The organism is Aliiglaciecola sp. M165, assembly GCF_007197995.1.
Classification (GTDB): domain Bacteria; phylum Pseudomonadota; class Gammaproteobacteria; order Enterobacterales; family Alteromonadaceae; genus Aliiglaciecola.
On record NZ_VKKH01000007.1, the window covers coordinates 127,630 to 151,141 of the forward strand.

The 23,512-nt window shown below is 42.6% G+C and carries 20 protein-coding genes; 9 read left to right on the plus strand and 11 right to left on the minus strand.

Translation table 11 applies throughout. The annotated features are described in order from the left end of the window. Window positions 1-79 precede the first annotated feature (79 nt). From rpsA to gyrA, 5 genes are all read right to left on the minus strand, one after another. Window positions 80-1,756, minus strand: coding sequence for a 30S ribosomal protein S1 (gene rpsA / locus FM019_RS15185; RefSeq protein WP_143836810.1), 1,677 nt, complete (start codon window positions 1,754-1,756; stop codon window positions 80-82). 104 nt (window positions 1,757-1,860) lie between these two features. Then, window positions 1,861-2,550: a (d)CMP kinase gene (gene cmk / locus FM019_RS15190; protein WP_143836811.1), complete on the minus strand. Its 690-nt coding sequence runs from the start codon at window positions 2,548-2,550 to the stop codon at window positions 1,861-1,863. 175 nt (window positions 2,551-2,725) lie between these two features. Further along, window positions 2,726-4,006 (minus strand): 3-phosphoshikimate 1-carboxyvinyltransferase, encoded by a 1,281-nt coding sequence (aroA, locus tag FM019_RS15195; RefSeq protein ID WP_143836812.1) that lies wholly within the window; start codon window positions 4,004-4,006, stop codon window positions 2,726-2,728. A gap of 3 nt (window positions 4,007-4,009) precedes the next feature. After that, window positions 4,010-5,095, minus strand: coding sequence for a 3-phosphoserine/phosphohydroxythreonine transaminase (gene serC / locus FM019_RS15200; RefSeq protein ID WP_143836813.1), 1,086 nt, complete (start codon window positions 5,093-5,095; stop codon window positions 4,010-4,012). An 85-nt stretch (window positions 5,096-5,180) separates the two neighbouring features. After that, entirely contained in the window at window positions 5,181-7,889 is a 2,709-nt protein-coding gene (gyrA, locus tag FM019_RS15205; protein WP_143836814.1) for a DNA topoisomerase (ATP-hydrolyzing) subunit A, read from the minus strand. Window positions 7,890-8,149: 260 nt separating this feature from the next. On the opposite strand from gyrA, the gene ubiG reads away from it, so the two are divergent. From ubiG to yfaE, 5 genes are all read left to right on the plus strand, one after another. After that, window positions 8,150-8,860: a bifunctional 2-polyprenyl-6-hydroxyphenol methylase/3-demethylubiquinol 3-O-methyltransferase UbiG gene (ubiG, locus tag FM019_RS15210; RefSeq protein WP_143836815.1), complete on the plus strand. Its 711-nt coding sequence runs from the start codon at window positions 8,150-8,152 to the stop codon at window positions 8,858-8,860. 49 nt (window positions 8,861-8,909) lie between these two features. Next, window positions 8,910-9,563 (plus strand): HAD family hydrolase, encoded by a 654-nt coding sequence (locus tag FM019_RS15215; RefSeq protein WP_143836816.1) that lies wholly within the window; start codon window positions 8,910-8,912, stop codon window positions 9,561-9,563. 473 nt (window positions 9,564-10,036) lie between these two features. Then, the gene (nrdA, locus tag FM019_RS15220) at window positions 10,037-12,358 is read left to right on the plus strand and encodes a class 1a ribonucleoside-diphosphate reductase subunit alpha (RefSeq protein ID WP_143836817.1); all 2,322 of its coding nucleotides are present in this window, start codon (window positions 10,037-10,039) and stop codon (window positions 12,356-12,358) included. Between the two features lie 84 nt (window positions 12,359-12,442). Then, window positions 12,443-13,573: a class Ia ribonucleoside-diphosphate reductase subunit beta gene (gene nrdB, locus FM019_RS15225; RefSeq protein ID WP_143836818.1), complete on the plus strand. Its 1,131-nt coding sequence runs from the start codon at window positions 12,443-12,445 to the stop codon at window positions 13,571-13,573. Then, window positions 13,573-13,842 (plus strand): class I ribonucleotide reductase maintenance protein YfaE, encoded by a 270-nt coding sequence (gene yfaE, locus FM019_RS15230; RefSeq protein ID WP_143836819.1) that lies wholly within the window; start codon window positions 13,573-13,575, stop codon window positions 13,840-13,842. Before nrdB ends, yfaE begins: the two co-directional genes overlap by 1 nt. A gap of 27 nt (window positions 13,843-13,869) precedes the next feature. On the opposite strand, the gene FM019_RS15235 is transcribed toward yfaE, so the two are convergent. Continuing rightward, window positions 13,870-14,439 (minus strand): YSC84-related protein, encoded by a 570-nt coding sequence (locus tag FM019_RS15235; protein WP_260681641.1) that lies wholly within the window; start codon window positions 14,437-14,439, stop codon window positions 13,870-13,872. Window positions 14,440-14,710: 271 nt separating this feature from the next. Between FM019_RS15235 and FM019_RS15240 the strand changes: the two genes are divergently transcribed. Next, window positions 14,711-15,454 (plus strand): hypothetical protein, encoded by a 744-nt coding sequence (locus FM019_RS15240; protein WP_143836820.1) that lies wholly within the window; start codon window positions 14,711-14,713, stop codon window positions 15,452-15,454. Window positions 15,455-15,540: 86 nt separating this feature from the next. Here FM019_RS15240 and FM019_RS15245 read toward each other — a convergent pair whose 3' ends face one another. The 3 genes from FM019_RS15245 to dapA form a co-directional block, all read right to left on the minus strand. Beyond that, window positions 15,541-16,644, minus strand: coding sequence for a phosphoribosylaminoimidazolesuccinocarboxamide synthase (locus FM019_RS15245; RefSeq protein ID WP_143836821.1), 1,104 nt, complete (start codon window positions 16,642-16,644; stop codon window positions 15,541-15,543). 78 nt (window positions 16,645-16,722) lie between these two features. Then, window positions 16,723-17,829 carry an outer membrane protein assembly factor BamC gene (bamC, locus tag FM019_RS15250; RefSeq protein ID WP_143836822.1) on the minus strand — a complete coding sequence of 369 codons (1,107 nt, stop codon included), beginning with the start codon at window positions 17,827-17,829 and terminating at the stop codon, window positions 16,723-16,725. Window positions 17,830-17,858: 29 nt separating this feature from the next. Next, window positions 17,859-18,737 carry a 4-hydroxy-tetrahydrodipicolinate synthase gene (gene dapA, locus FM019_RS15255; protein ID WP_143836823.1) on the minus strand — a complete coding sequence of 293 codons (879 nt, stop codon included), beginning with the start codon at window positions 18,735-18,737 and terminating at the stop codon, window positions 17,859-17,861. A gap of 239 nt (window positions 18,738-18,976) precedes the next feature. On the opposite strand from dapA, the gene FM019_RS15260 reads away from it, so the two are divergent. Together FM019_RS15260 and bcp are read left to right on the plus strand one after the other, a co-directional pair. Then, window positions 18,977-19,504: a glycine cleavage system protein R gene (locus tag FM019_RS15260; protein WP_143836824.1), complete on the plus strand. Its 528-nt coding sequence runs from the start codon at window positions 18,977-18,979 to the stop codon at window positions 19,502-19,504. A 9-nt stretch (window positions 19,505-19,513) separates the two neighbouring features. Beyond that, window positions 19,514-19,978, plus strand: a complete 465-nt coding sequence (gene bcp / locus FM019_RS15265; protein ID WP_143836825.1) for a thioredoxin-dependent thiol peroxidase — start codon at window positions 19,514-19,516, stop codon at window positions 19,976-19,978. An 81-nt stretch (window positions 19,979-20,059) separates the two neighbouring features. Here bcp and FM019_RS15270 read toward each other — a convergent pair whose 3' ends face one another. Next, window positions 20,060-21,142 (minus strand): AI-2E family transporter, encoded by a 1,083-nt coding sequence (locus FM019_RS15270; RefSeq protein ID WP_143836826.1) that lies wholly within the window; start codon window positions 21,140-21,142, stop codon window positions 20,060-20,062. Between the two features lie 205 nt (window positions 21,143-21,347). Between FM019_RS15270 and FM019_RS15275 the strand changes: the two genes are divergently transcribed. Then, a complete protein-coding gene (locus tag FM019_RS15275) occupies window positions 21,348-22,937 on the plus strand; it encodes a M48 family metalloprotease (protein WP_143836827.1) in 1,590 nt (529 codons plus the stop codon). 7 nt (window positions 22,938-22,944) lie between these two features. On the opposite strand, the gene FM019_RS15280 is transcribed toward FM019_RS15275, so the two are convergent. Further along, on the minus strand, window positions 22,945-23,433 hold the full coding sequence (locus FM019_RS15280; RefSeq protein ID WP_260681642.1) for a TlpA family protein disulfide reductase: 489 nt from the start codon (window positions 23,431-23,433) through the stop codon (window positions 22,945-22,947). Between the last annotated feature and the right edge of the window lie 79 nt (window positions 23,434-23,512).

The window sequence follows — 23,512 nt, forward strand, 5'->3', positions numbered from 1 at the left end:
GTACCCTCCGTTAATCAAAAACACCTACCGATGCGACGTAATGGTCAGACACAATCAATGCGCCTGACCACTTTTGTACTTACTCTTCGCCTTTAGCAGCTTTGAAAGCTTCAGCAAATGCGTTAGTGAAACCAGCGTCATCTTGCTGCTGATTTACTTTATCAATTGCTTCTTTCTCGTCTGCTTGGTCTTTAGCTTTCACTGACAAGTTAACTACGCGGTTCTTACGATCTACGCCCATAAATTTGGCTTCTAGATCATCACCAACGTTAACAACTTCAGATGCATCTTCGATACGCTCAACAGCTAGGTCGCCTACACGAACATATCCGTCAACTTCTTCGGCCAAGTTAACTGTCACGCCTTTAGCGTCTACAGCGGTAACCTTACCAGTAACGATAGCACCTTTCTTGTTATCTGTCAGATACTTATTGAATGGGTCTTCTTCGATTTGTTTAACACCAAGAGAGATACGCTCACGCTCAGGGTCAACTTGAAGAACAACTGCAGAGATTTCGTCGCCTTTCTTATATTCGCGAACGGCATCTTCGCCAGTTTTGTTCCAAGAGATATCAGACAAGTGAACAAGTCCGTCGATTCCGCCGTCTAGGCCGATGAAGATACCAAAGTCAGTGATAGATTTGATCTTACCGCTAACTTTGTCATTCTTCTCGTGAGACTTAGCAAACTCTTCCCAAGGATTCGCTTTACATTGCTTAAGGCCAAGAGAAATACGGCGACGTTCTTCGTCAATTTCAAGAACCATAACTTCAACCACATCACCCAAGTTAACCACTTTAGATGGGTGGATGTTTTTGTTAGTCCAATCCATTTCAGAAACGTGAACCAAACCTTCTACGCCGTCTTCGATTTCTACGAAACAACCGTAATCAGTTAGGTTAGTCACTGCACCTGACAACTTAGAACCTTCAGGGTAACGGTTAGCAATTTCTTGCCATGGATCGCTGCCCATCTGCTTCATGCCTAGAGAAACACGAGACTTTTCTTTGTCAAATTTCAATACTTTAACATTGATTTCATCACCAACATTGACGATTTCACTTGGGTGCTTAACGCGTTTCCAAGCCATGTCTGTGATGTGAAGTAGGCCGTCTACACCGCCCAAGTCAACGAATGCACCGTAATCGGTAAGGTTCTTAACGATACCTTTAACTTCGTGACCTTCTTCAAGGTTAGCCAAAATTTGATCGCGCTCTGCACTGCTTTCGGCTTCGATAACAGCACGACGAGAAACAACTACGTTGTTACGTTTAGCGTCAAGTTTGATAACCTTAAATTCTAATTCTTTACCTTCAAGGTGAGTTGTGTCACGCACAGGACGTACGTCAACAAGTGAACCAGGTAAGAAAGCACGTACAGTATTTACTTCAACTGTGAAACCGCCTTTCACTTTACCGTTAATTACACCAATGATGGTTTCTTTTTCTTCGTAAGCTTTTTCTAGTTCAACCCACGCTTCATGACGCTTGGCTTTTTCTCTAGAAAGGATAGTCTCACCGAAGCCGTCTTCAACAGCATCTAGAGCTACGTCAACCGTATCTCCGATTGCAACTTCAATTGTGCCTTCGGCATTTTTGAATTGCTCTACTGGGATAGCACTTTCAGATTTAAGACCGGCATCAACAAGAACGATGTCTTTATCGATTGAAACAATTGTGCCTTTTACGATGGCACCTGGACGTGTTTCGAGTTCTTTCAAACTCTCTTCAAATAGATCAGCAAAATTTTCAGTCATAGCTTACTTTGATTAATACTTTTGTTTGACATCCACGAAAGAATCCCGTTATCGTGGGGTTGTTATTCATCGCCATTACATTCCGTGTTCTGGCAAGTTAGTACTTAAAGAGACGTTTCCTCAGTTAATTTCGAGTCTACGTATTCTTTAACCTTTTCAAGCACTTGATTAATATCAAGGTCAGTAGAGTCAAGTACAAATGCGTCAGCCGCAGGCACCAAAGGCGCTACGGTTCTGTTAGCATCTCTCTCATCTCTAGCCTGTATGTCGGCTAAAAGGCGCGCAATGTTAACATCATGGCCCTTTTCTTTCAACTGGTTATAACGACGTTGTGCTCTTTCTTCTGCGCTTGCGGTGAGGAAAATCTTTGCATCGGCATTAGGAAAAACTACCGTCCCCATATCTCGACCATCGGCAACTAGCCCTGGCTCTTCTCTGAAGGCACGTTGACGTCGCAAAAGCGCTTCTCGAATTCTAGGTAAAGACGCTATTTGAGATGCGACACTGCCGACTTCTTCGGTGCGAATTGAATAGGTTACATCCTCGCCTTCTAAAACAATTTTAGTTCCCTGTTCGCTGGTTTCAAAGGCTACATCCAAGCTACTCGCCAATGGGACAAGGGCTGATTCATCATCACTTTTTATTTGATGATGCATTGATGCGATAGCAAGAACACGATAAATCGCGCCACTGTCTAAGAAATGCCATCCAAGTTGTTGGGCTAACAGTGTGCTGAGTGTTCCTTTTCCTGCGCCACTTGGGCCGTCGATGGTGATGACGGGAGATAAATGCATGCGCTCTCCTGAGCTGGTTTAAAAAAATCGGCGAGATTATACGCTTTGAGAGGATTATAGCAATGAGTGTGGTCTGATTTGTCGGTAGATAACTGTTTATTGGTGAGATTTAAAATGTAACAAGTCGTCAACAAGCTCTAAACGACTTGCTACATTAAATATAAAAATGCCTGGTCTATTTGCAAATACTGGCAAAACGTTCAAAGTAATCAGGGAAGGTTTTCGCTGTGCAACCTGGGTCGTTAATAATGACCGGCGTGTCACTTAACGCAACCAGCGAGAAACACATGGCAATTCGATGATCATTGTACGTATCAATTTCAGCTTCGTTCAATGAATCTGGCGCCGTAACTTCAATAAAATCGTTCCCTTCATTCACGATGGCACCTACTTTACGCAATTCTGTCGCCATCGCGGCTAGCCGATCGGTTTCTTTTACCCGCCAATTATAGATGTTGGACATTCTTGTAGTGCCCTTGGCAAACAAAGCGGTCGTGGCTATGGTCATAGCTGCATCTGGGATATGATTCATGTCCATATCAATAGCGGTTAATGGGCGTCCAGTCACTTCTATATATTCATCAGACCAATTAATTGTCGCCCCCATGGCTTGCAGAACATCGGCAAAGCGAATGTCGCCCTGTATGCATTTTGATCCAACACCAGTGACACGCACAGTGCCGCCTTTTATGGCTCCTGCAGCAAGAAAGTAAGACGCTGACGATGCATCACCTTCAACCATAAAATGCCCAGGTGATTGGTAGGTTTGACTGCCGTTAATCACAAATCGTTGATAGTCGTCATTTTCTACCTTAACGCCAAACTGCTCCATGATGTGTAAGGTAATATCAATATAGGGTTTAGAGACTAACTCTCCAACAATCTCAATCTCGCTGTCCCCTTTAAACAAAGGTGCGACCATCAGCACTGCTGTCAAAAATTGGCTGGATACACTGCCGTCTACCTGAATTTTGCCGCCTGCCAGGGATTGGCCGATAATCTTCAATGGAGGATACCCATCATTTTTAAGGTATTGAATCTGCGCTCCGGCTTGCTCAAGTGCATCGACCAAAGCTCCAATGGGGCGCTCTTCCATACGAGGTTCACCGGTTAAAACGTATTCACCACTAGAGGCAGCCAACGCTGCACAAAGCGGTCGCATTGCTGTACCAGCATTACCTAGGAATAGTTCAATATTGCCTTGGGTAGTGAAAACACCATCATTACCTGTCACCAAACACTCGGTTTTATCGTCACTTAATTGGTAGTGAATACCGAGTTTTTGCAGCGCATCCAACATATGACGGATATCGTCACTGTCGAGTAAATTGGTTAACCGGGTCTGTCCGTTGGCAAGCGCTGCCAATAGCAACGCGCGATTGGATAAGCTTTTAGAGCCAGGCACATTAACGGTACCCTCGACCGAAGAAATCGGGTTTAGCAGAAGTTGTTGCATGGATTAACCCTTCCTTCTTGCAAAATCATTCATAAAATCAACCAGCGCCTGCACGCCGTCGAGTGGCATCGCGTTATAGATACTCGCTCGCATACCCCCTACCATCCGATGTCCTTTTAATGCTTTAAGGCCAGCATGCTCAGATTCAGTTAAAAATAAGACGTCTAGATTTGGATCGGCTAGTTGAAAAGGTACATTCATTCTGGAACGGTGCTGTTTGGCGATCTTGTTTTGGTAAAAATCATTGTTGTCGATAGCGTCGTACAGCAAAGCGGCTTTTTGCGCATTGCACTTTTCCATCTCTTCAACTCCACCTTTGGCCAATAGCCATTCAAACACTAATCCAGCGAGATACCAGGCGAATGTCGGAGGCGTATTATACATAGAGTCATGCTGGCTCAATAAACTGTAATTGAGTATCGAGGGTGTTTCTATTCTTGCTTTGTCTAAAAGAGACTCATGAACAATAACCACAGACAGACCCGATGGACCAATGTTTTTTTGAGCGCCACCGTAAATCACGCCAAACTTAGACACGTCGATTGATTTAGATAAAATATTTGACGACATATCCGCAACAATTGGCACGTCTCCAACATCCGGTACTTCGTTGATTTCAATGCCGTCCACGGTTTCGTTCGGACAATAATGAAAATAGGCAGCATTTGGGTTAAGTGTCCAGGTATTTTGCGGGGCCACAGTAATTTCGTCGTCTGTGGTAAGGATTCCACCGACAACATCTGCCTGTAAATAATGGCTTGCTTCTTTGACAGCGCCTTTCGACCATGAGCCGGTAACAAGGTGATCGGCAGTATCAGATGCGCCTGCGAGGTTGAGGGGAATAGCGGAAAAGTGCCCTCGTCCACCGCCTTGAGTAAATAAAATTTTGTAATCGTCTGGCACAGATAATAACTTTCGAAGGTTGTCTGTTGCGGTTTGTGCGACCTCAATAAAGGCTTTGCTCCTATGACTCATTTCCATCACTGAGCAGCCCTGCCCTTGCCAATCAAGAAACTCTCGCTGTGCTCGTTGCATAACGTCTACAGGCAGCATCGCTGGTCCAGCACTAAAGTTATAAATGCCCTTCATAGTTTTACTTTTTTACCCCCCAAAATAAAACGAGCGGCCATAGACCGCTCGTTATTGTTCAACTCAATACGTGCGTTAAGCAAATTTACTCGGCGTCGTTAGGATCCGATTCACTGCTCTTGTCACTCTGCTCTGCGTTTTGCGCATCGGCTACCGTTTCGGTCTCTGGAATAACCTGGCCTTCGTCATCGAGCTCCAAGTCTTCCGATTCAACCTCATCTATTCGTTGCAATCCAACAACGTGTTCGTCATCTGCAGTGCGTATCAAACGCACACCTTGAGTGTTGCGACCGACAGTTGAAACTTCGTCTACTCGGGTTCGGACTAGAGTGCCTTGATCACTGATCAGCATTATCTCTTGACCTTCTTCGACTTGAACAGCACCGACAACTGAACCATTGCGTTCTGATACCTTAATCGATACAACCCCTTGGGTTGCACGACTTTTCGCTGGGTAGTCATTGAGTGGTGTACGCTTACCAAAACCATTTTCAGTGGCAGTTAGAATTGCACCGTCGCCTTTTGGAACGATAAGTGATACAACACGTTGACCGTCCTGCAAACGGATACCACGAACACCGGTCGCTGTTCGGCCCATGGGACGCAATGCCAGCAACTCTTCACCCGTCTCAGGATCAATTTTGACCTCTCCGGTTTCAGAATCACGTTGTTTTTCATTAAATCTAACTACCTTACCGGCATCAGAGAACAACATGATGTCGTTTTCGCCATTGGTGATATCAACACCAATCAATTCATCACCTTCATTAAGATTAACGGCAATGATCCCGCTAGCTCTGGGGCGCGAATATTGTGATAGTGCGGTTTTCTTGACGGTACCATTAGCGGTAGCCATCAAAACGTACTTGTCATCTTCAAATTCTTGAATAGGCAGAATGGCAGTAATACGTTCATCCTCTTCCAAAGGAAGAATATTGACGATTGGTCTGCCTCGTGCATTACGGCTGGCAAATGGAAGTTGATAAGTCTTCAACCAGTACAACCTGCCACGCGTTGAGAAACACAAAATATGATCATGGGTATTGGCAACCAACAACTTCTCGACAAAATCTTCGTTCTTCATCTTTGTGGCTGACTTGCCTTTGCCACCACGACGTTGTGCTTCGTAATCCGACAATTTTTGATACTTGACATAGCCTTCGCGAGACAAGGTAACAACAACATCTTCACGCTCAATCAAGTCTTCCATGTCTATGTCATGGCTGGCTGCGGTGATTTCAGTACGGCGTTCGTCGCCGTATTCATCACGCACTTTTTCAAGCTCTTCGCGGATCACTTCCATTAATCGCTCAGCGCTACCCAAGATATGTAGTAATTCTGCGATGAAATCGAGCAACTCTTTATATTCAGCAAGGATTTTGTCGTGCTCTAGACCTGTCAATTTATGTAGGCGTAGATCAAGGATAGCTTGTGCTTGTTGTTCAGTTAGGAAATATTCGCCATCGTGTATACCATACTGTGGCTCTAGCCAATCTGGACGCGCTGCATCATCTCCTGCGCGCTGCAGCATTTCCGCCACGTCACCCAGTGCCCAGCCTCGAGCAATCAAAGACGCTTTGGCATCGCTAGGGCTTTCTGAGGCTTTAATCAGTTCAATGACTTCGTCAATATTGACCAAGGCAATCGCCAAACCTTCCAAAATGTGCGCGCGATCACGGGCCTTCTTCAATTCGTAAACCGTGCGGCGGGTCACCACTTCACGACGATGAAGAATAAAGGCTTCTAATGCCTGTTTAAGATTGAAAACTTTTGGCTGGTTGTTATCCAGCGCCACCATATTGATACCAAACACAGTTTGTAATTGCGTTTGTGCATATAAGTGGTTTAACAGTACTTCAGCAGATTCATTGCGTTTAACTTCTACTACAATACGCATTCCATCTTTGTCAGATTCGTCACGTAGTGCTGAAACACCCTCAATTTTTTTCTCTTTTACCAGTTCTGCGATTTTTTCGATTAATCGTGCTTTATTAACCTGATAAGGGATCTCGTGAATAATAATGGTTTCTTTACCACTATCTTCCGTCTCAATTTCTGCACGGGCACGCATATAAATTTTGCCACGGCCGGTGCGATACGCATCATCAATTCCCTTACGACCGCTAATTAAAGCAGCAGTTGGGAAATCTGGACCTGGGATATGCTGCATAATTTCTTCGATATCCATATTAGGATTATCGATAAGCGCGATACAGCCATTTACCACTTCTGTTAAGTTGTGCGGCGGAATATTTGTTGCCATACCTACGGCAATACCAGATGAACCATTTACCAATAAGTTAGGCACTTTGGTCGGTAGGACATCAGGAATATGCTCGGTGCCGTCATAGTTAGGAACAAAATCGACCGTTTCTTTTTCCAGATCAGCAAGCAACTCATGAGCGATTTTGGCCATTCTTACTTCGGTATAACGCATGGCGGCAGCTGAGTCACCATCAACTGAACCAAAGTTACCTTGACCATCGACAAGCATGTATCGTAAAGAAAAAGGTTGCGCCATGCGCACGATCGTATCGTACACCGCAGAATCACCATGTGGGTGATATTTACCGATAACATCGCCCACTACACGAGCAGACTTTTTATACGGTTTATTAAAGTCGTTTTTAAGTTCGTTCATTGCGAACAATACGCGGCGGTGTACGGGTTTCAAACCGTCTCGCACATCGGGCAGCGCGCGCCCAACGATAACACTCATGGCGTAGTCGAGATAAGAGTTCTTCAACTCTTCCTCTATGTTAATGGGGAGGATTTCTTTGGCATTGTCAGTCATATACAGCCTTGTCCCTAAATTATTATTCGAATCGACTTACGAAACTGGCTATTTGCACAATTGATAAGTTCGATTTCACTATTATGTGGGTTCTACAAATCGACTGAAGATTCTATCACTGAGTAAACAAAATAAATAGCCGTGATCCGCTCATATAGTGTTCAATCAATCACTTTTTTAGCACATATAGCCATTTAATTGCTGGTTATATTAAATCGGCCCGTCTTATAATGTTCGGTATCAGCAGATTGAGAATAACTATGAACCAGCAAAACGTCGACACTTCTGAAATAGATAAGTTTTCAGCTCTCGCCTCAAGATGGTGGGACTTAAACGGTGAGTTTAAACCCTTACATGATATCAACCCGTTGCGCGCTGACTTCATTCTGCAACATTGTGAGGGCGTATTTGATAAAACCTTAATTGATGTTGGCTGTGGAGGTGGGATCCTCGCCGAATACATGGCTAAACAAGGCGCTAAAGTTACAGGCATTGATATGGCCGCAGAGTCCTTAGAAGTAGCTAAGTTGCATGGTCTGGAATCAGGTGTAAAAGTGGATTATCAACAGATTACAGCGGAACAAATGGCTGACAGTCATGAGCAGCAATTTGACATTGTGACCTGTTTGGAAATGCTGGAGCACGTGCCCGATCCTGCATCGATAGTGAATGCCTGCGCAAATATGGTTAAACCTGGCGGCCATGTGTTTTTTTCAACGCTAAATCGAAACATTAAATCCTATTTAATGGCAATCGTTGGTGCCGAACAAATTCTTAATTTGGTCCCCAAAGGCACACATGAATATGACAAATTCATTAAACCTGCTGAAATGCTTAAATGGATAGATTCAACACCTTTATTAGTCAAACACATGACCGGTCTTCATTTTAACCCGGTTAGTCAGCAATACTATTTATCCAAACAAAATGTCGACGTTAACTACATCGTACATTGCCAACGGATTGACTAACTGTTCAACTTATTTAGCAATTAAAAGAATGATTGATTAGGGGTTATAAATGAGCAGTTTTTCAGGTGTTTTGTTTGATTTAGACGGTACGTTGTTAGACACGGCTCCTGATTTGGGAAATGCGTTGAACCACGTACTCGACCACTATGGTTTTCCGACCCTTGCCTACGAGCAATACCGAATCGTGGCGTCTGACGGAGCTAAGGGTCTATTGCAATTGGGAACCGGAGATCAGTTTGATCACATCGACTACGAAAAAGCCCGACAAAAGCTGTTGGATTATTATTTTGAGAATATCTGTGTGGACACCCAACCTTTTGACGGTGTCGACGAAACCCTTCGCTATCTCAATCAACAATCTATTCCTTGGGGAATTGTGACCAATAAACCCGGTTGGTTGACTGCAAAACTATTAAAACATTTTCCTTTAATGGAAGAATGTCGGTGCGTGATCAGTGGCGATACCTATGAATTTAATAAACCTCATCCGCTTCCTTTAATCGAAGCTTCAAGAATACTCAATGTTTCCCCAGAACAGGTGCTTTACGTGGGCGATGCAAAACGAGATATCGACGCTGCCCACGCCGCGCAAATGCGTTCTGTTGTGGCACTTTACGGGTATATCTCTGATTTAAACGAAGGCAAAAGTTGGGGCGCAGAATTTGAAATTCAAATTCCTACTGACATTTTAAATCACTTCTAGTCCAGCTTTCATTTAGCAACTCTGCACCTATTTGGTGAATTTCCCCCGTGCATATTTAATACCATATATGGTGCCAAATTGAATAATTGACACTATATATCGTGATTGTCTAAAAACCATAAACGACCTAATAAAAAATTTTATATCGTAAGTTTTGTTCAGAATAAACTTGCATTCGGTTTAACTCCCTGTTGATTAACGGTTTTAAGTTAGTCAACACTAACCTACCATTTGGTCAAGTTCCAAGTGCTTATAAAACCACCATATATTGGGTTGCATTGAGAGCCAAACACCACTATCTTGTGTCTATCGCATTCAAAACGAACTACTCAAATAAAATATTGGTGGGGGCATGACTAATACATGCTCGAAGCCTTCGAGTGCGACATTTATAGCAACAAGTAAAATAATAAACGTGTTCGGTTATACATTATCACGAGCATAAAGCGCTAATTTTCTAATACGGCTAAACTATGAACAACAACCTCTATGTCACTAAACGCGATGGTGAACGTGAAGTCTTAGACTTGGACAAAATTCACAAAGTCATTACCTGGGCAGCAAAAGGCCTAAACAATGTCTCCGTGTCTCAAGTTGAAATTAAGGCCCATATTCAGTTTTATGATGGTATCCAAACTGAAGATATCCATGAAACACTGATCAAATCAGCAGCAGATCTAATCTCTACCGATACGCCTGATTACCAATATTTGGCTGCACGCCTTGCTATTTTTCATCTGCGCAAAAAAGCCTATGGTCAATTTGAACCGCCAGCGCTGCTTGCCCATGTTAAAAACTTGGTGGCAAAAGGCAAATATGACAAGCACATTTTAGAAGATTACACAGAGCAAGAAATCAATGAGCTTGATCAATACATAGACCACTGGCGTGACATGGATTTTAGCTACGCTGCAGTAAAGCAGTTGGAAGGTAAATACCTGGTTCAAAACCGAGTTACTGGTGAGATCTATGAAAGCGCACAATTCCTGTATATTTTGGTTGCTGCTTGCTTGTTTGCGAATTATTCAAAAGACACTCGCCTAGATTACATTAAACGCTTTTATGACGCGGTTTCGCAATTTAAGATTTCATTGCCAACTCCTATTATGTCAGGAGTGAGAACCCCTACCCGTCAGTTCAGCTCCTGTGTACTAATTGAAACTGGTGATAGCCTTGATTCAATTAATGCCACAGCAAGTGCGATTGTGAAATATGTCAGTCAACGAGCCGGGATCGGTGTTAACGCTGGTCGCATTAGAGCGCTAGGCAGCGAAATACGAGGTGGAGAAGCCTATCACACTGGTTGTATCCCTTTTTACAAATACTTTCAAACTGCCGTTAAGAGCTGTTCACAAGGTGGCGTGCGCGGCGGTGCAGCAACCTTGTTCTATCCGGTTTGGCATCTAGAAGTCGAGTCATTATTGGTATTGAAAAACAACCGGGGTGTAGAAGAAAACCGTGTTCGTCATTTGGATTATGGGGTGCAATTTAACAAATTGATGTACCAACGCATGATCAAAGATCAACATATTACCTTGTTCAGCCCATCTGATGTCCCCGGTCTGTACGATGCATTCTTTGCGGATCAAGACAAATTTGAGCAACTCTATGTTCAATATGAACAAGACGATTCTATCCGCAAAAAACAAATCAAAGCCGTTGAGTTATTTAGTTTGTTTATGCAAGAACGTGCCAGCACTGGACGTATTTATCTGCAAAACGTTGATCATTGTAATACTCACAGTCCGTTTGATCCTGCAGTGGCACCTGTGCGTCAAAGCAATCTGTGTCTGGAAATTGCCTTACCGACCAAACCCCTTGATCACGTGAACGACGAAAACGGGGAAATTGCACTTTGTACTTTATCTGCGTTTAACTTGGGCGCAATTGAAAGCCTAGACGATTTTGAAGAGATGGCTGATTTAGCTGTGCGCGCACTCGACAGCCTGCTCGACTATCAAGATTATCCGGTTCCAGCTGCTCATAACGCGTCAATTGGTAGACGCACCCTAGGTATCGGCGTTATCAACTTTGCTTATTATCTAGCCAAACACGGCAAGCGATACTCTGATGGCAGTGGTAATGCGTTGATCCATAGAACATTCGAAGCCATGCAATACTACTTATTAAAAGCGTCCAATAATTTGGCCAAAGAAAAAGGTGCATGTCCGAAGTTCAATGAAACCACCTACTCTAAAGGTGTGTTACCGATTGATACCTATAAAAAAGACCTAGATAAAGTGTGCAATGAACCGCTTCACTATGATTGGGATGCATTGCGTAAGGACATTGTCGAGCACGGACTCCGTAACAGTACCTTATCGGCATTAATGCCTTCCGAAACGTCCTCACAAATTTCCAATGCAACTAATGGCATTGAACCGCCTCGTGGGCACATTAGTATCAAATCATCTAAGGATGGCGTGCTTAAACAAGTCGTTCCTGACTATGAGAACCTAAAAGAGCAATATGAGTTGCTGTGGGATATTAAATCTAATGACGGCTATTTAGAATTATGTGCCATTATGCAGAAATTTGTCGATCAAACGATTTCGGCCAATACCAGTTATGATCCGGGCAAGTATGAAGGCGGAAAAGTCCCAATGAAGCTTTTGCTTAAAGACTTGTTAACCACTTATAAACTCGGAATTAAAACACTCTATTATCATAATACCCGTGACGGAGCGTCTGATTCCTCTCAGCTTGAGCTGAAGAAAGAGGAATCTAAACCCCTTGCTCAAGAGGTAGTGATGACAGAAGACGATGACTGTGCTGGCGGAGCCTGCAAAATTTAAAGCATTGAGTTGGTTTTAACTGAATACAAGAGGTGGCGATAACTCGCCACCTTGTTGTGACTGAATAAAGAGTATTAACAATTAATGAAATACACCACTTTTAATCAAAAACGTACAAATCCACTTGTAGAACCCATGTTCTTTGGTAATCCCGTCAACGTGGCTCGTTACGACCAACAAAAACACAGTATTTTTGAAAAATTGATTGAAAAACAAATTAGTTTTTTCTGGCGTCCCGAGGAAGTTGATGTCAGTAAGGATCGTGTTGATTTTCAATCATTAAGTGACTCAGAAAAACATATCTTCATTTCAAATCTAAAGTACCAGACATTGCTTGATTCGGTGCAAGGAAGAAGCCCAAATATCGCATTCTTGCCGATTATCTCGTTGCCAGAACTTGAAACCTGGACGGAAACCTGGTCATTTTTTGAAACCATTCACTCGCGTTCTTATACACACATATTACGTAATCTGTTTACTGATCCGAGTAACATTTTTGATGACATCGTAGTCAACGAGCACATAAAGCAACGCGCTGGAGATATCTCTAAATATTATGACGATTTAATCTTCTATACGCAGTTATGGCAGACCCAAGGTGAAGGTGTGCACACCGTTGATGGCGAAGTACATCAAGTTAATATGCGTGAATTGAAGAAAAAGTTGTATTTATGCATGAATTCAGTCAATGCATTGGAAGCGATACGGTTTTACGTATCCTTCGCTTGTACCTTTGCATTTGCTGAACGGGAACTAATGGAAGGTAATTCAAAGATTATTCGACTCATTGCCCGTGACGAAAATTTACATCTGACCTCAACTCAACACATTCTGAATTTGTGGCAAAAAGGTAAAGATGATCCTGAAATGGCAGAGATTGCTGAAGAATTGAAAGATGAAGCCCGCGCCATTTTCATGCAAGCTGTAGAGCAGGAAAAACAATGGGCAGGATATTTGTTTGGACAAGGCTCGATGATTGGTCTTAACGAAGAAATTCTCTGCCAATATGTTGAATACATTGCCAATCACAGAATGTCTGCCATCGGTATGGGACAACCCTTTGACGTTACTAGCAACCCTTTGCCATGGATGAACAACTACTTAAATTCAGACAATGTACAAGTCGCCCCTCAAGAATCTGAAATCAGTTCATACCTTGTTGGCCAAATCGACTCAGAAGTTAACGCCGAAGATTTCGGTGACTTTGATCTTTAATGTCAGACGATACACGGTTTGTGATCACCATAGCTGATCACAAACCTATCCCATGTGAAACCGACAAAACCGTATTAGAAAATCTCGAAGCTCAAAATGTCGAAGTGCATTACCACTGCCGAGAGGGTTTTTGTGGTGCTTGTCGAACAAAACTAATAAAAGGTGAGGTTGATTACACCACCGACCCTCTTGCTTATATTGATGATGACGAGTTTTTACCCTGCTGTACAATTGCGCTAACAGACATTGATATCAAAATAGAATACTAGCCCTAAATATCTGCGCCAATATCAGAATCAATTCAAATCAGGATCTTTCCAAATTCGTGTTCCTTTAACGGTAAGTTGTAACGCTATACCGCTTTGCGTTATTTGATATATAGTTACGTTGTCTATTGCAACTTCTCCGCCAACAGCCGCCCCTTGATCACCGGCTTTTGCACTGGCATCGGCTTGTGCACCTGCGGACCAACCTTGGTCGACAAAACGGCTCATTGCCTCAGTATCATGGAACACGAAGATAAGGCTAAAGTCTTTGACTCCAGCGCCAAAACCTACACCGGCTTCGGCCATTTTCATGTAGGTCTTTTTACTTGTTTTGTTATCAATAACAACACCATAGCCACTACCAACACTAGCGACGATAAAGTTGACATTAGCATTTTGAAAAACGGCATAACCTACTGCTTCCCTGACCTTTTGTTTAACATCTGGCTGTTTTTCATAAAGGGTTTGCAGCACTTCCTGGGACATTTCAAGTACCTCTATGCGCTGCTCAGCTTTATTAAATTTCTTACTCGCACAACCGCCGATAAAAACTAGAGTGAAAAGTAAAGTGATAAAAAAACGAGAGTTGAGATGTTTCAACGGATATTCCTTGTATATTGAATTCAAAATGACAAACGATGAGATAACCGTCAAAGATTACCACAGTTGGGACGTTGCTTTGGCTTTGTTGTTACTAAGACCCTTGTTTATTTAAATTCGGTTCAATTAATATTGAATAAATTATTATGCCTTTCAAATTGTCGATACACATTCCTACATTCGCCTACAAAATCTCAACAATTCTAGACAGTTATCAGTTTTGTTAGCCGCTAACATTCATTTCGTCTTTAGTAACAATGGAACTCAAACTATGAGCAATAGAATCTATAAAAAAGGAAGCGCAGGCGTGTTGGTATTCACAGCACTCTCATTAAACATGGGGCAAGTTAATGCTGAAGAATACCTACCAAGCATTAACTATTTTGAAGCGGGCTACGCTAATTTGGAAAAGGAAAACTTTCTTGCGTTCAATCCTGGATACGATGAGCAACTAACCGGATTCTACGTTGATAGTAGAATTTCGATTTTTTCTAACATTTACCTCAATGCAAGTTTCACCACAACCGAAACTGACGGACCCGATTTTGATTTCACGAGAAACTACAATGATACCAGTGTGCAATTTCAAGGTAGTACAGATTACGAATTTGATGAGCAAAAAATAGGTGTAGGGTATTGGTTTCAGATAGAGGACAACTGGCGCGTGACCGCTGATCTAAACTATTTGCGTCAAAGGTTTACTGCTGATCGCACGGGCAGCGTCACAGTAACCGGAAACATCAACGACCTGCCAGCGGTGCCCAACATTTCCGATCAAAACTTAACCCTGGACGGCGGAATTGCGAGAGTTGGTGTCGAGTATGGTGTTATTCCTAATCTTACATTGCTAGGAAACATAACCTATCAAAACATCACAGGAGACGGGTATAAACTTAAGGGCTATAAATTGAATTTGGGCGCCAACTACAAGATTTCTGCCGACTGGTCTTTAACTGGAAATTATCAAATCTCTAATGAAAATGCGCTTTATCTTGGCGTGAGATATAGCTTTTAGAAGTAAATATCATAAAGATAGGCTTCCGATAGAAGTGAGCACTAGATGAAAAAAAAGCTCACATCTATCGGTATTCATGAGAAAGGTTAGGCAATCAATCCATATTTTGTCGCCAATACATCGATAATTTCTTGTCTTGGGTTTTCGCTTAAAACTAAAGGTTTGCCCAAGATTTTTTCAGCGATATCGATATAGGTTTTGGAAACTTTAAGCAGTGCTTCTTGAGGCAACAGGTTGTTTTTTGCTAGTTCAAAACGTTCTGGCATGCGATTTTTATTTAACAAGATATCGGGATCAGGAAAATGATCCAGCAGATATTGCCTGAAACCTTCTTTTGAATTTTCAACAATCTTACCCTGCCTGTAAGACTCACCATCCCAAATTCGAGAGGAATCTGGCGTACCTACCTCATCCATGTAGATTAACTTATTGTTCCCATCTCGATCTTTTACATAACCAAATTCAAACTTGGTATCGACAAAGATTTGATCCAACTTACTCAGCGCCTTGGATATAACTTGAAACCCTTGTTTGAGAAGGGTTTCGTAATAGTCCACATCTTCAAGCTGATTGAATTTAAAGGCCTGGTAATGGTCTACAATCGACTGACGTGTAATATTTGCATCATCCGCCTCTTGCACACCCGGGATCCCTTTAAGCACACCTTTTGTTGAAGGCGTGATCAATAAATCTTCTAGTTGACTGTCTTTTTGCAGACCTTCCGGCAGTTGGATCCCACAAAAATCTCGTTCGCCATTAGCATAAGCGCGCCACATTGACCCCGTTATGTAGTTTCGCGCAATCGCTTCGATCATCACGGGCTTAGCTTTTTGTACAATCCACACAAAGGGATGAGGCACATCGAGAATATGACTGTCGGCGAGGCCATTTTGTTTAAATAAATCGAACCAATGGTTTGAAATGGAATTGAGCGCCGCGCCTTTTCCAGGCACCCCATTGAGTCCCCCTTCGGCGTGCCAAACGCAGTCAAAGGCAGAAATACGATCACTGATGATCATGACAGCTAGAGGCGTATCAGTAGGCACGTTGTACTGATATTGTTTTATCAGTCTTTGTGAATCTTGCTCTGTCAACCAATACACTGAGCGCACTTTGCCGCTGTGTACAGTGGAATCGGTACGAATAGGGAGATTATCGTTAACAGCCAGTACAGTATTTGCCAAACTCATGTCACGGGTTTCCAGTCGAATGTTTGCAGTCAGGGTATTGCTTGAGCAAGGCCCCCTAGCCTTGCCCAATTACTAGGATTAAATATCCAAGTCGTCAGAAGCCATTACTCTGGCAAAGGTGGGAAATATTTCTGTCACTTTATTTGCTTCAAAAGGATTACTTTCATTATCAAGCAAGGTCACAGCCGTTTTACCGCTTTGTTTGTTGACCTGAATGCGATAGTCAGTCTTGTCCAGCTCGAGTTTTTCTTCGCTGCTGGTGAACCATCCTTCCCACCAAGAGCTTTGCTCTCCTCCATAATTCACGAACAGTAATCCATTTGATTTGTCTAAGTCTTTCACATTAAAACCGAGTTTGCGCAATACCAGCAATAAACGTGGCCAAACTAAGTCATAGTCGCCATCAACAACATATGCCGGCTCGCCTTTGTTATTGAACCCCATTTCCATCTCAAAACCACTGCGTATTTGGCGAATACGTTTAATGTCTTCGATTCGAACTTGTTTTTCATAGTGACTGATCACCTGATTGAGAATATCGACTTCGTTGCGGCGCTCTTGTTCAGAATTAAGATCAGCAATGACATTATCACCAACAGTTTCCAGGTAATCACGCAGCTCAGTGCGCAACTTTGCTGTGCGGCCATGAGGTTTTAGGTCGAGACTAAATTCGAAACGACGACCAATGCTGCGATCTGTGCTTGTCCAGTTGAACCATCCACCCTCTTCGTCTTCATCGATGATCATCCAGTCTGTCACTAACGTCTGTTTTTCTGGATCAAAGTCGACGATACCAATGTTACGTTCTTCAAGGAAGCTGATGAGTGAATTCCAAATCGTCGTATCTAAAGGTTGAGAATCGTCGATTTTGTCAAACCATACGGTTGCTTCTTTTAAACCTTCTTCAACATGAGAACCTGTCACCAGCGGCAAAACTAACGCCGGAGACACAACAGTTATCTTGTCTCCAATCAAATCTTGAGGTGCTTCACTGCCGATATCAGGGATGTCGAAGTCACTTTTAATAAATGGCGTGTCAACATCCGAGGGTACTTGATATCGCTCGCTTTGCTTGGCGTCTACATAATCGTATCCACCATTAGCTCGTTGCCTTTCTTCTAATGTGGTGCACCCGCTTAGGGTTCCTATCGATAGACAAACCGCTAATATTGTCATTCGAGTCATGCTTAATTCCTTAACATCTTTTTTCAACATCATAAAACGCCTACATTGCGCATGACTTGTTCGATTGTATTTTGGCTGTCGAGTTCCGGAAGAATAAGAGGTAAACGCAAATTAGCGCTTTTCATCATACCCATTTTAAACAATGCCCATTTTGGCATCACCGGATTAGGCTCGATAAACAGATCCGTATGCAACTGTTTGACCTGTTCATTAATTTCTCTTGCTTCAATGAATTTGCTTTTCAGTGACAGCTCACACATTTGTGCCATCTGCTTCGGAACAATGTTTGCGGTGACAGAAATAACACCATGACCACCCAATTCCAAAAAGTCCATTGCGCTTGGGTCATCCCCGCTTAACATCACAAAGTCATTGGGAACCAGCTTTTGTGTGTCACGCAACCGTTGCATGTCTCCTGTTGCATCTTTCAATCCGACAATTTTAGGATGCGAAGCTAATTCGGCAACAGTTTCAGGCAACATGTCTGCGACGGTTCTTCCTGGCACGTTATATAACAACACAGGTAAGTCAGTGGCATCAGCAATCGCTTTAAAATGTGCGACCATGCCTTTTTGTTGTGGTTTGTTATAGTAAGGTACAACGCTTAAAAATCCTGCGATGCCTGTATCGGCTAGTTGTTCACTTAAAAAGATAGCTTCTGCCGTGGAGTTAGCGCCGCTACCAGCTATAACCGGAATTTTGTTTTGCGCAAACTCGACCGTTTTTTTCACGACCTCAATATGCTCGTCAAATGGCAAAGTGGCTGATTCACCCGTTGTTCCGACTGAAACCAACCCATGCGTGCCCTGTTCGATATGAAAATCGACTAAATTTTGTAAACTGACATAGTCTATTTCACCCGAATCAAACATCGGCGTGACAAGTGCGACAAAACTACCTTTAAACATGCTTACTCCACAAAAATGAGGGCCTAATGGTAAAGACACATACCACTAAAAACAAGCAGATAATCGATTAACTTGGGGATATTTGACGTGTTTTTGTGATTAATGGAATTTAGTGGATTTGATTCTTAAAAACAGATGCAATATTGCATTATAAATGACTGTTTTTTCGTCGTTATCTTGCCCAAAATTTAACTTGTGCTAATCTTGCGGGCTTGATCGCTTCAATCTTTGAATAATCTATGAAACAACAATTGATCGTAACCATTCTTGGTGCCAACAATGTGGGTATCTTGAGTGAAATAGCGAATACCGTCAGCGAAACAGGCTGTAACATACTGGATAGTCGTCAAGCCATTTATGGAGAGGATTTTTCTTTGACGATGATCCTAGAAGGTTCGCAAAGCGAGGTAACCAAGGCAGAAATCAAATTGCCGCAAACTTGCCAGCGACTTGATCTCTTGTCGATGATGAAGCGTACCAAGCGCCACTGTAAGCAAAACCTTGAGCATTTGGTCGACGTGCAAGTTATGGGTGATGACACACCTGGCGTCATTCACAAAGTTTCAGCATTACTCGCAAATTTTGACGCCGCAATCAGTGCAATGCGACAAAACACCTTTACTGATCAAGATGCGCAAAAAGAAAAGATGAAAATTAAATTTGTCGCAAGTGTGCCCGCTTGCGCAGATATGAAACAACTGCAAGATGAATTTACTCGTTTATTAGGTAGTTTGGGGTTAGACGGTAATATTACTGAGAATCATTAGGACATAAATATGAAAAGACTTAACGCTGGCGACAAAGCTCCGCAATTTTCCCTTCAAGACGAAAATGATAACACAGTAAACCTCGCCGATTTTGCAGGCAAAAAAGTTCTTGTGTATTTTTACCCAAAAGCCATGACACCTGGCTGCACAATCCAAGCCCAAGGGTTACGAGACAGTAAATCAGATCTGGAGGCACTAAACGTAGTGGTGCTAGGAATTAGTCCCGACGCACAAAAACGCTTACCTAAGTTCGTTGAAAAAGAAAACTTAAATTTCACATTGCTGTCAGATGGGGATCACGCAGTTGCTGATGCGTTTGGTGTTTGGGGTCCAAAGAAGTTTATGGGACGAGAATACGACGGCATCCACCGTATTTCTTTTTTGATAGATGAAAATGGTGTTGTTGAACATGTGTTTGATAAATTCAAAACCAAAGATCACCATCAAGTTGTGCTCGATCATTTGAAGGGATAAACCTCACCAAAGTATAATCGAAAGTGCATCAAAAAAGGGAGCAAAGGCTCCCTTTTTCAATTTTGCTCTACTGAATAATTTTCAGTTAGCTTCGCCAGCGGGTTCTGTTTCGCTTATATCAGAAGGAGACCAGGCATGGATAACAGCCTTGACCAGTGTTGCCAAGGGAATCGCAAAAAACACGCCCCAGAATCCCCATAGACCACCGAAGAACAGCACTGCAATAATAATGTAAATAGGATGCAAACTGACCGCTTCAGAAAACAACACCGGAACCAATAGATTACCGTCTAACGCTTGTATAATGAAATAAGCAACGATCAAATACCAGAATTCAGGCGCTAATCCCCACTGGAATAACGCCACAATGGCAACAGGAATAGTCACGACAGCCGCTCCAATATAGGGAATGAGCACTGAAAAGCCTACTAACACGCCTAAGAGCACCGCGTAACGCAGATCCATCAGCGCAAAGGTGACTGCTGACACAGCTCCAACAACAATTATCTCAATGACTTTACCGCGAATATAATTAGCAATTTGTTGGTTCATTTCCATGCCAACTTGCTTGATTAATCGACGCTCATTGGGAAGTAATCTGGACAAGTTATCGATCAACATTTGCTTGTCTTTGAGCATGAAAAATACCATCAACGGCACTAATATCGAATAAATCAAAAAGGCGCCAACGCTGCCCAATGAAGCAAAAGAAAAGGTAATCAAGGTTTCGCCGACAGCAACAATTCTATCGTTGAATCCGGCCATCATGTTCTGGATCTGCTCAACCTGAACAAAATTTGGATACAGCTGAGGTAAGGTTAGCAACCATTGTTGACCTTCTTTCCAGATGTCAGGTGTTTCTTGCACAAGGTTGATGCTTTGTTGAGCAATCACTGGCACCAACACCACAAAGATTAAGATGGATAAAGCGATAAAAACAAATAAAACCAAACTCGATGCATAGGTTCTCGAAACCCCTGTACGGATCAGTTTGGTGACTGGCCAGTCCAATAAATAGGCAATGACGGCTGCGACCAGGACGGGCATTAAAATGCCTCCCCATACGGCCAAAATTAGCGATACGAAGAGCAAAAGCATAAGTAACATTAACGAATCGGGATCCGAAAATTTACGCTTATACCAACGATCAAACAGCTCTAACATGTTCTCTCCTGCTTAGTGGAATGGATTGAGGACTTCAAAGAATGTGAATTCTGCTAAAGAAGACCAATAATTTACACTAAAGTTGAGGTATATTGATAAAAAAAAAGCATAAAGCTGTAAGTAATCGTAACGAACAAGGTCCAATGTAGCCTGAGTGATGTAAAATTCTAAATACAATAAAATCAAAACAACTGAACTTAATTGAATGATTCGGTTTCAAAGTTGGGTATTTGACCATACATTTGTATTGAAAATTGAAGGGAGAGTATCCAGTTTGCAAGAAAGGTTGGTAACAAGATTGGTAAAGACATTAATAAATGCTGCAGTAAAAAGATTTACGGCTAAAATCGCCGTATCCCTAACAGCCAGCCTGTATATTCTTTTCAGTGCAATTGCCTCTGCGCAAATTGCTGAAGGTAATCAGCGCAATGCATTGCCAGAGATAGGTGTTGTCGCGTCAGATACGATTAGCATTAATAAGGAAATTCAAATTGGCGACATTTTAATGCGCCAATTGAGAGGTCAAGCCCCCTTAATCAATGATCCATTGCTGGATGAATACTTACAAGACTTAGGCAATCGATTAGTTGCCCAATCCGATAATGTAAAATTTCCCTTTAAGTTTTTTTTACTCAACAGTGCTGACATCAATGCCTTTGCCTTTTTTGGCGGACACATTGGGGTACACACAGGCTTGATATTTAACGCTGACAATGAAAGTGAACTGGCTTCGGTTTTAGCTCATGAAATCGCCCACGTCACCCAACGTCACATTGCGCGAAAAATACAAGCTCAGCAAAAAGCCTCACCGTTGCAATTGGCGTCGTTATTTGGTGGATTGTTGCTGGCTATAGCAAATCCTGAAGCTGGCATTGCAGCGGTGAGTGCAACCAATGCGGCGGCGCAACAGTCATCAATCAATTACACCCGATCAAATGAGAAAGAGGCTGATCGTATTGGCATGCAGATCCTCGCACAAGCCGGCTATGATCCCAGAGCATCTGCCACCTTTTTTCAAAAATTGGCTGAAAAATATCGACTCCGTTCGACTCCCTTTGCCTATTTGCTTACACACCCATTACCACAATCACGTATTGCTGACGCGCGTAGTCGAGCGCAAGCTTTTGACGTCCGCCAAGTTCCCGAAAAACTAAGTTTCCATTTAGCCAAAGCACGCATCATTGCTCGTTATTATGGCAACCCGAAAGATAATATTACTTACTTTGAGTCAATATTAGAAAATCAGCGTTACGTGTTTAAACAATTTGCCGAATATGGTTTGGCATTAACGTACTTTGAAAATGAGCAGTTTGCCGAGTCTAAGGCCATCATTGACAGGCTTCGCAGGAGCGAACCGGAAAATTTGTTTTACATCGATTTAGCCACTGATATTGCCATTGCACAAAAACAATTTGCCAGTGCCGTGGATATGCTTGAAGAACAGGCTCGCCGGGCACCGCGAAATCGGGTAATTTCTCTAAACCTGGCAAACGTGTTAATTAAAAAAGGCGATATCGATCAAGCCACTAATGTGCTTAAAGATTATTTGTTGGTGAATCCAGACAACATGCTTGCGTTGCAATTGCTTTCTGAAGCGTATGGAGAAAGTCGCCAGTTGCTCGAAATGCATCAAAGTAAAGCTGAAGTTTATGCGCTGGTAGCCGCCTATCCCCGAGCGATTGATGAGCTGCATACCGCGTACAATTTTGCCGGTGAGCGAAGAATCGAAAAACAGCGGATTCGTGCAAGAATCGACCAATTTCGAGAGGCTCAGGATCGCTTAAAAGCCCTTTAGATAAAAACTATTGGGTCTGATATATCTTTTGCAGGCCCAGTACAATGGCTTCTAATGATTCTGCGCTTTGTTCGCCTTTGAGCTCCTTTATCAACTCTCCGTTTGTGCCAATGATAAAGGTCGCAGGTAATGATTTTGGCATGCTAAAAGGGGCTTTTTTGGGTAATCCAGAGACCATTTTGAACTGCATATCGTATTTATCTCTTAACGCTGTCAATTGTTCATCAGAAACATTATCAAAATTCACCGCAAAAAGGCTGACCTTATCGGTTTGACGCGCAAACTGATCAAAATCATTGAGTTCGGGGACTTCTTTAAGACAAGGTGCACACCATTCTGCGAAGTAATTTACCACCACGATCTGCTCTTCTAGTCCTTGCCAACTGTACCCTTCCCCATCAAGGGTCGTAAAATCAGTACGCATGGACAAAGACAGCGTGATACCCGCATAAACGGCTAAGCCGCACACAAAAACAAAAAGACCTTTTTTAAACACTGTTCACCTATCTGAATAATTTACAACTGGTTCGGGAATAAAATCCACATTAGAATACGCTTTTACCAAATAACCAAGT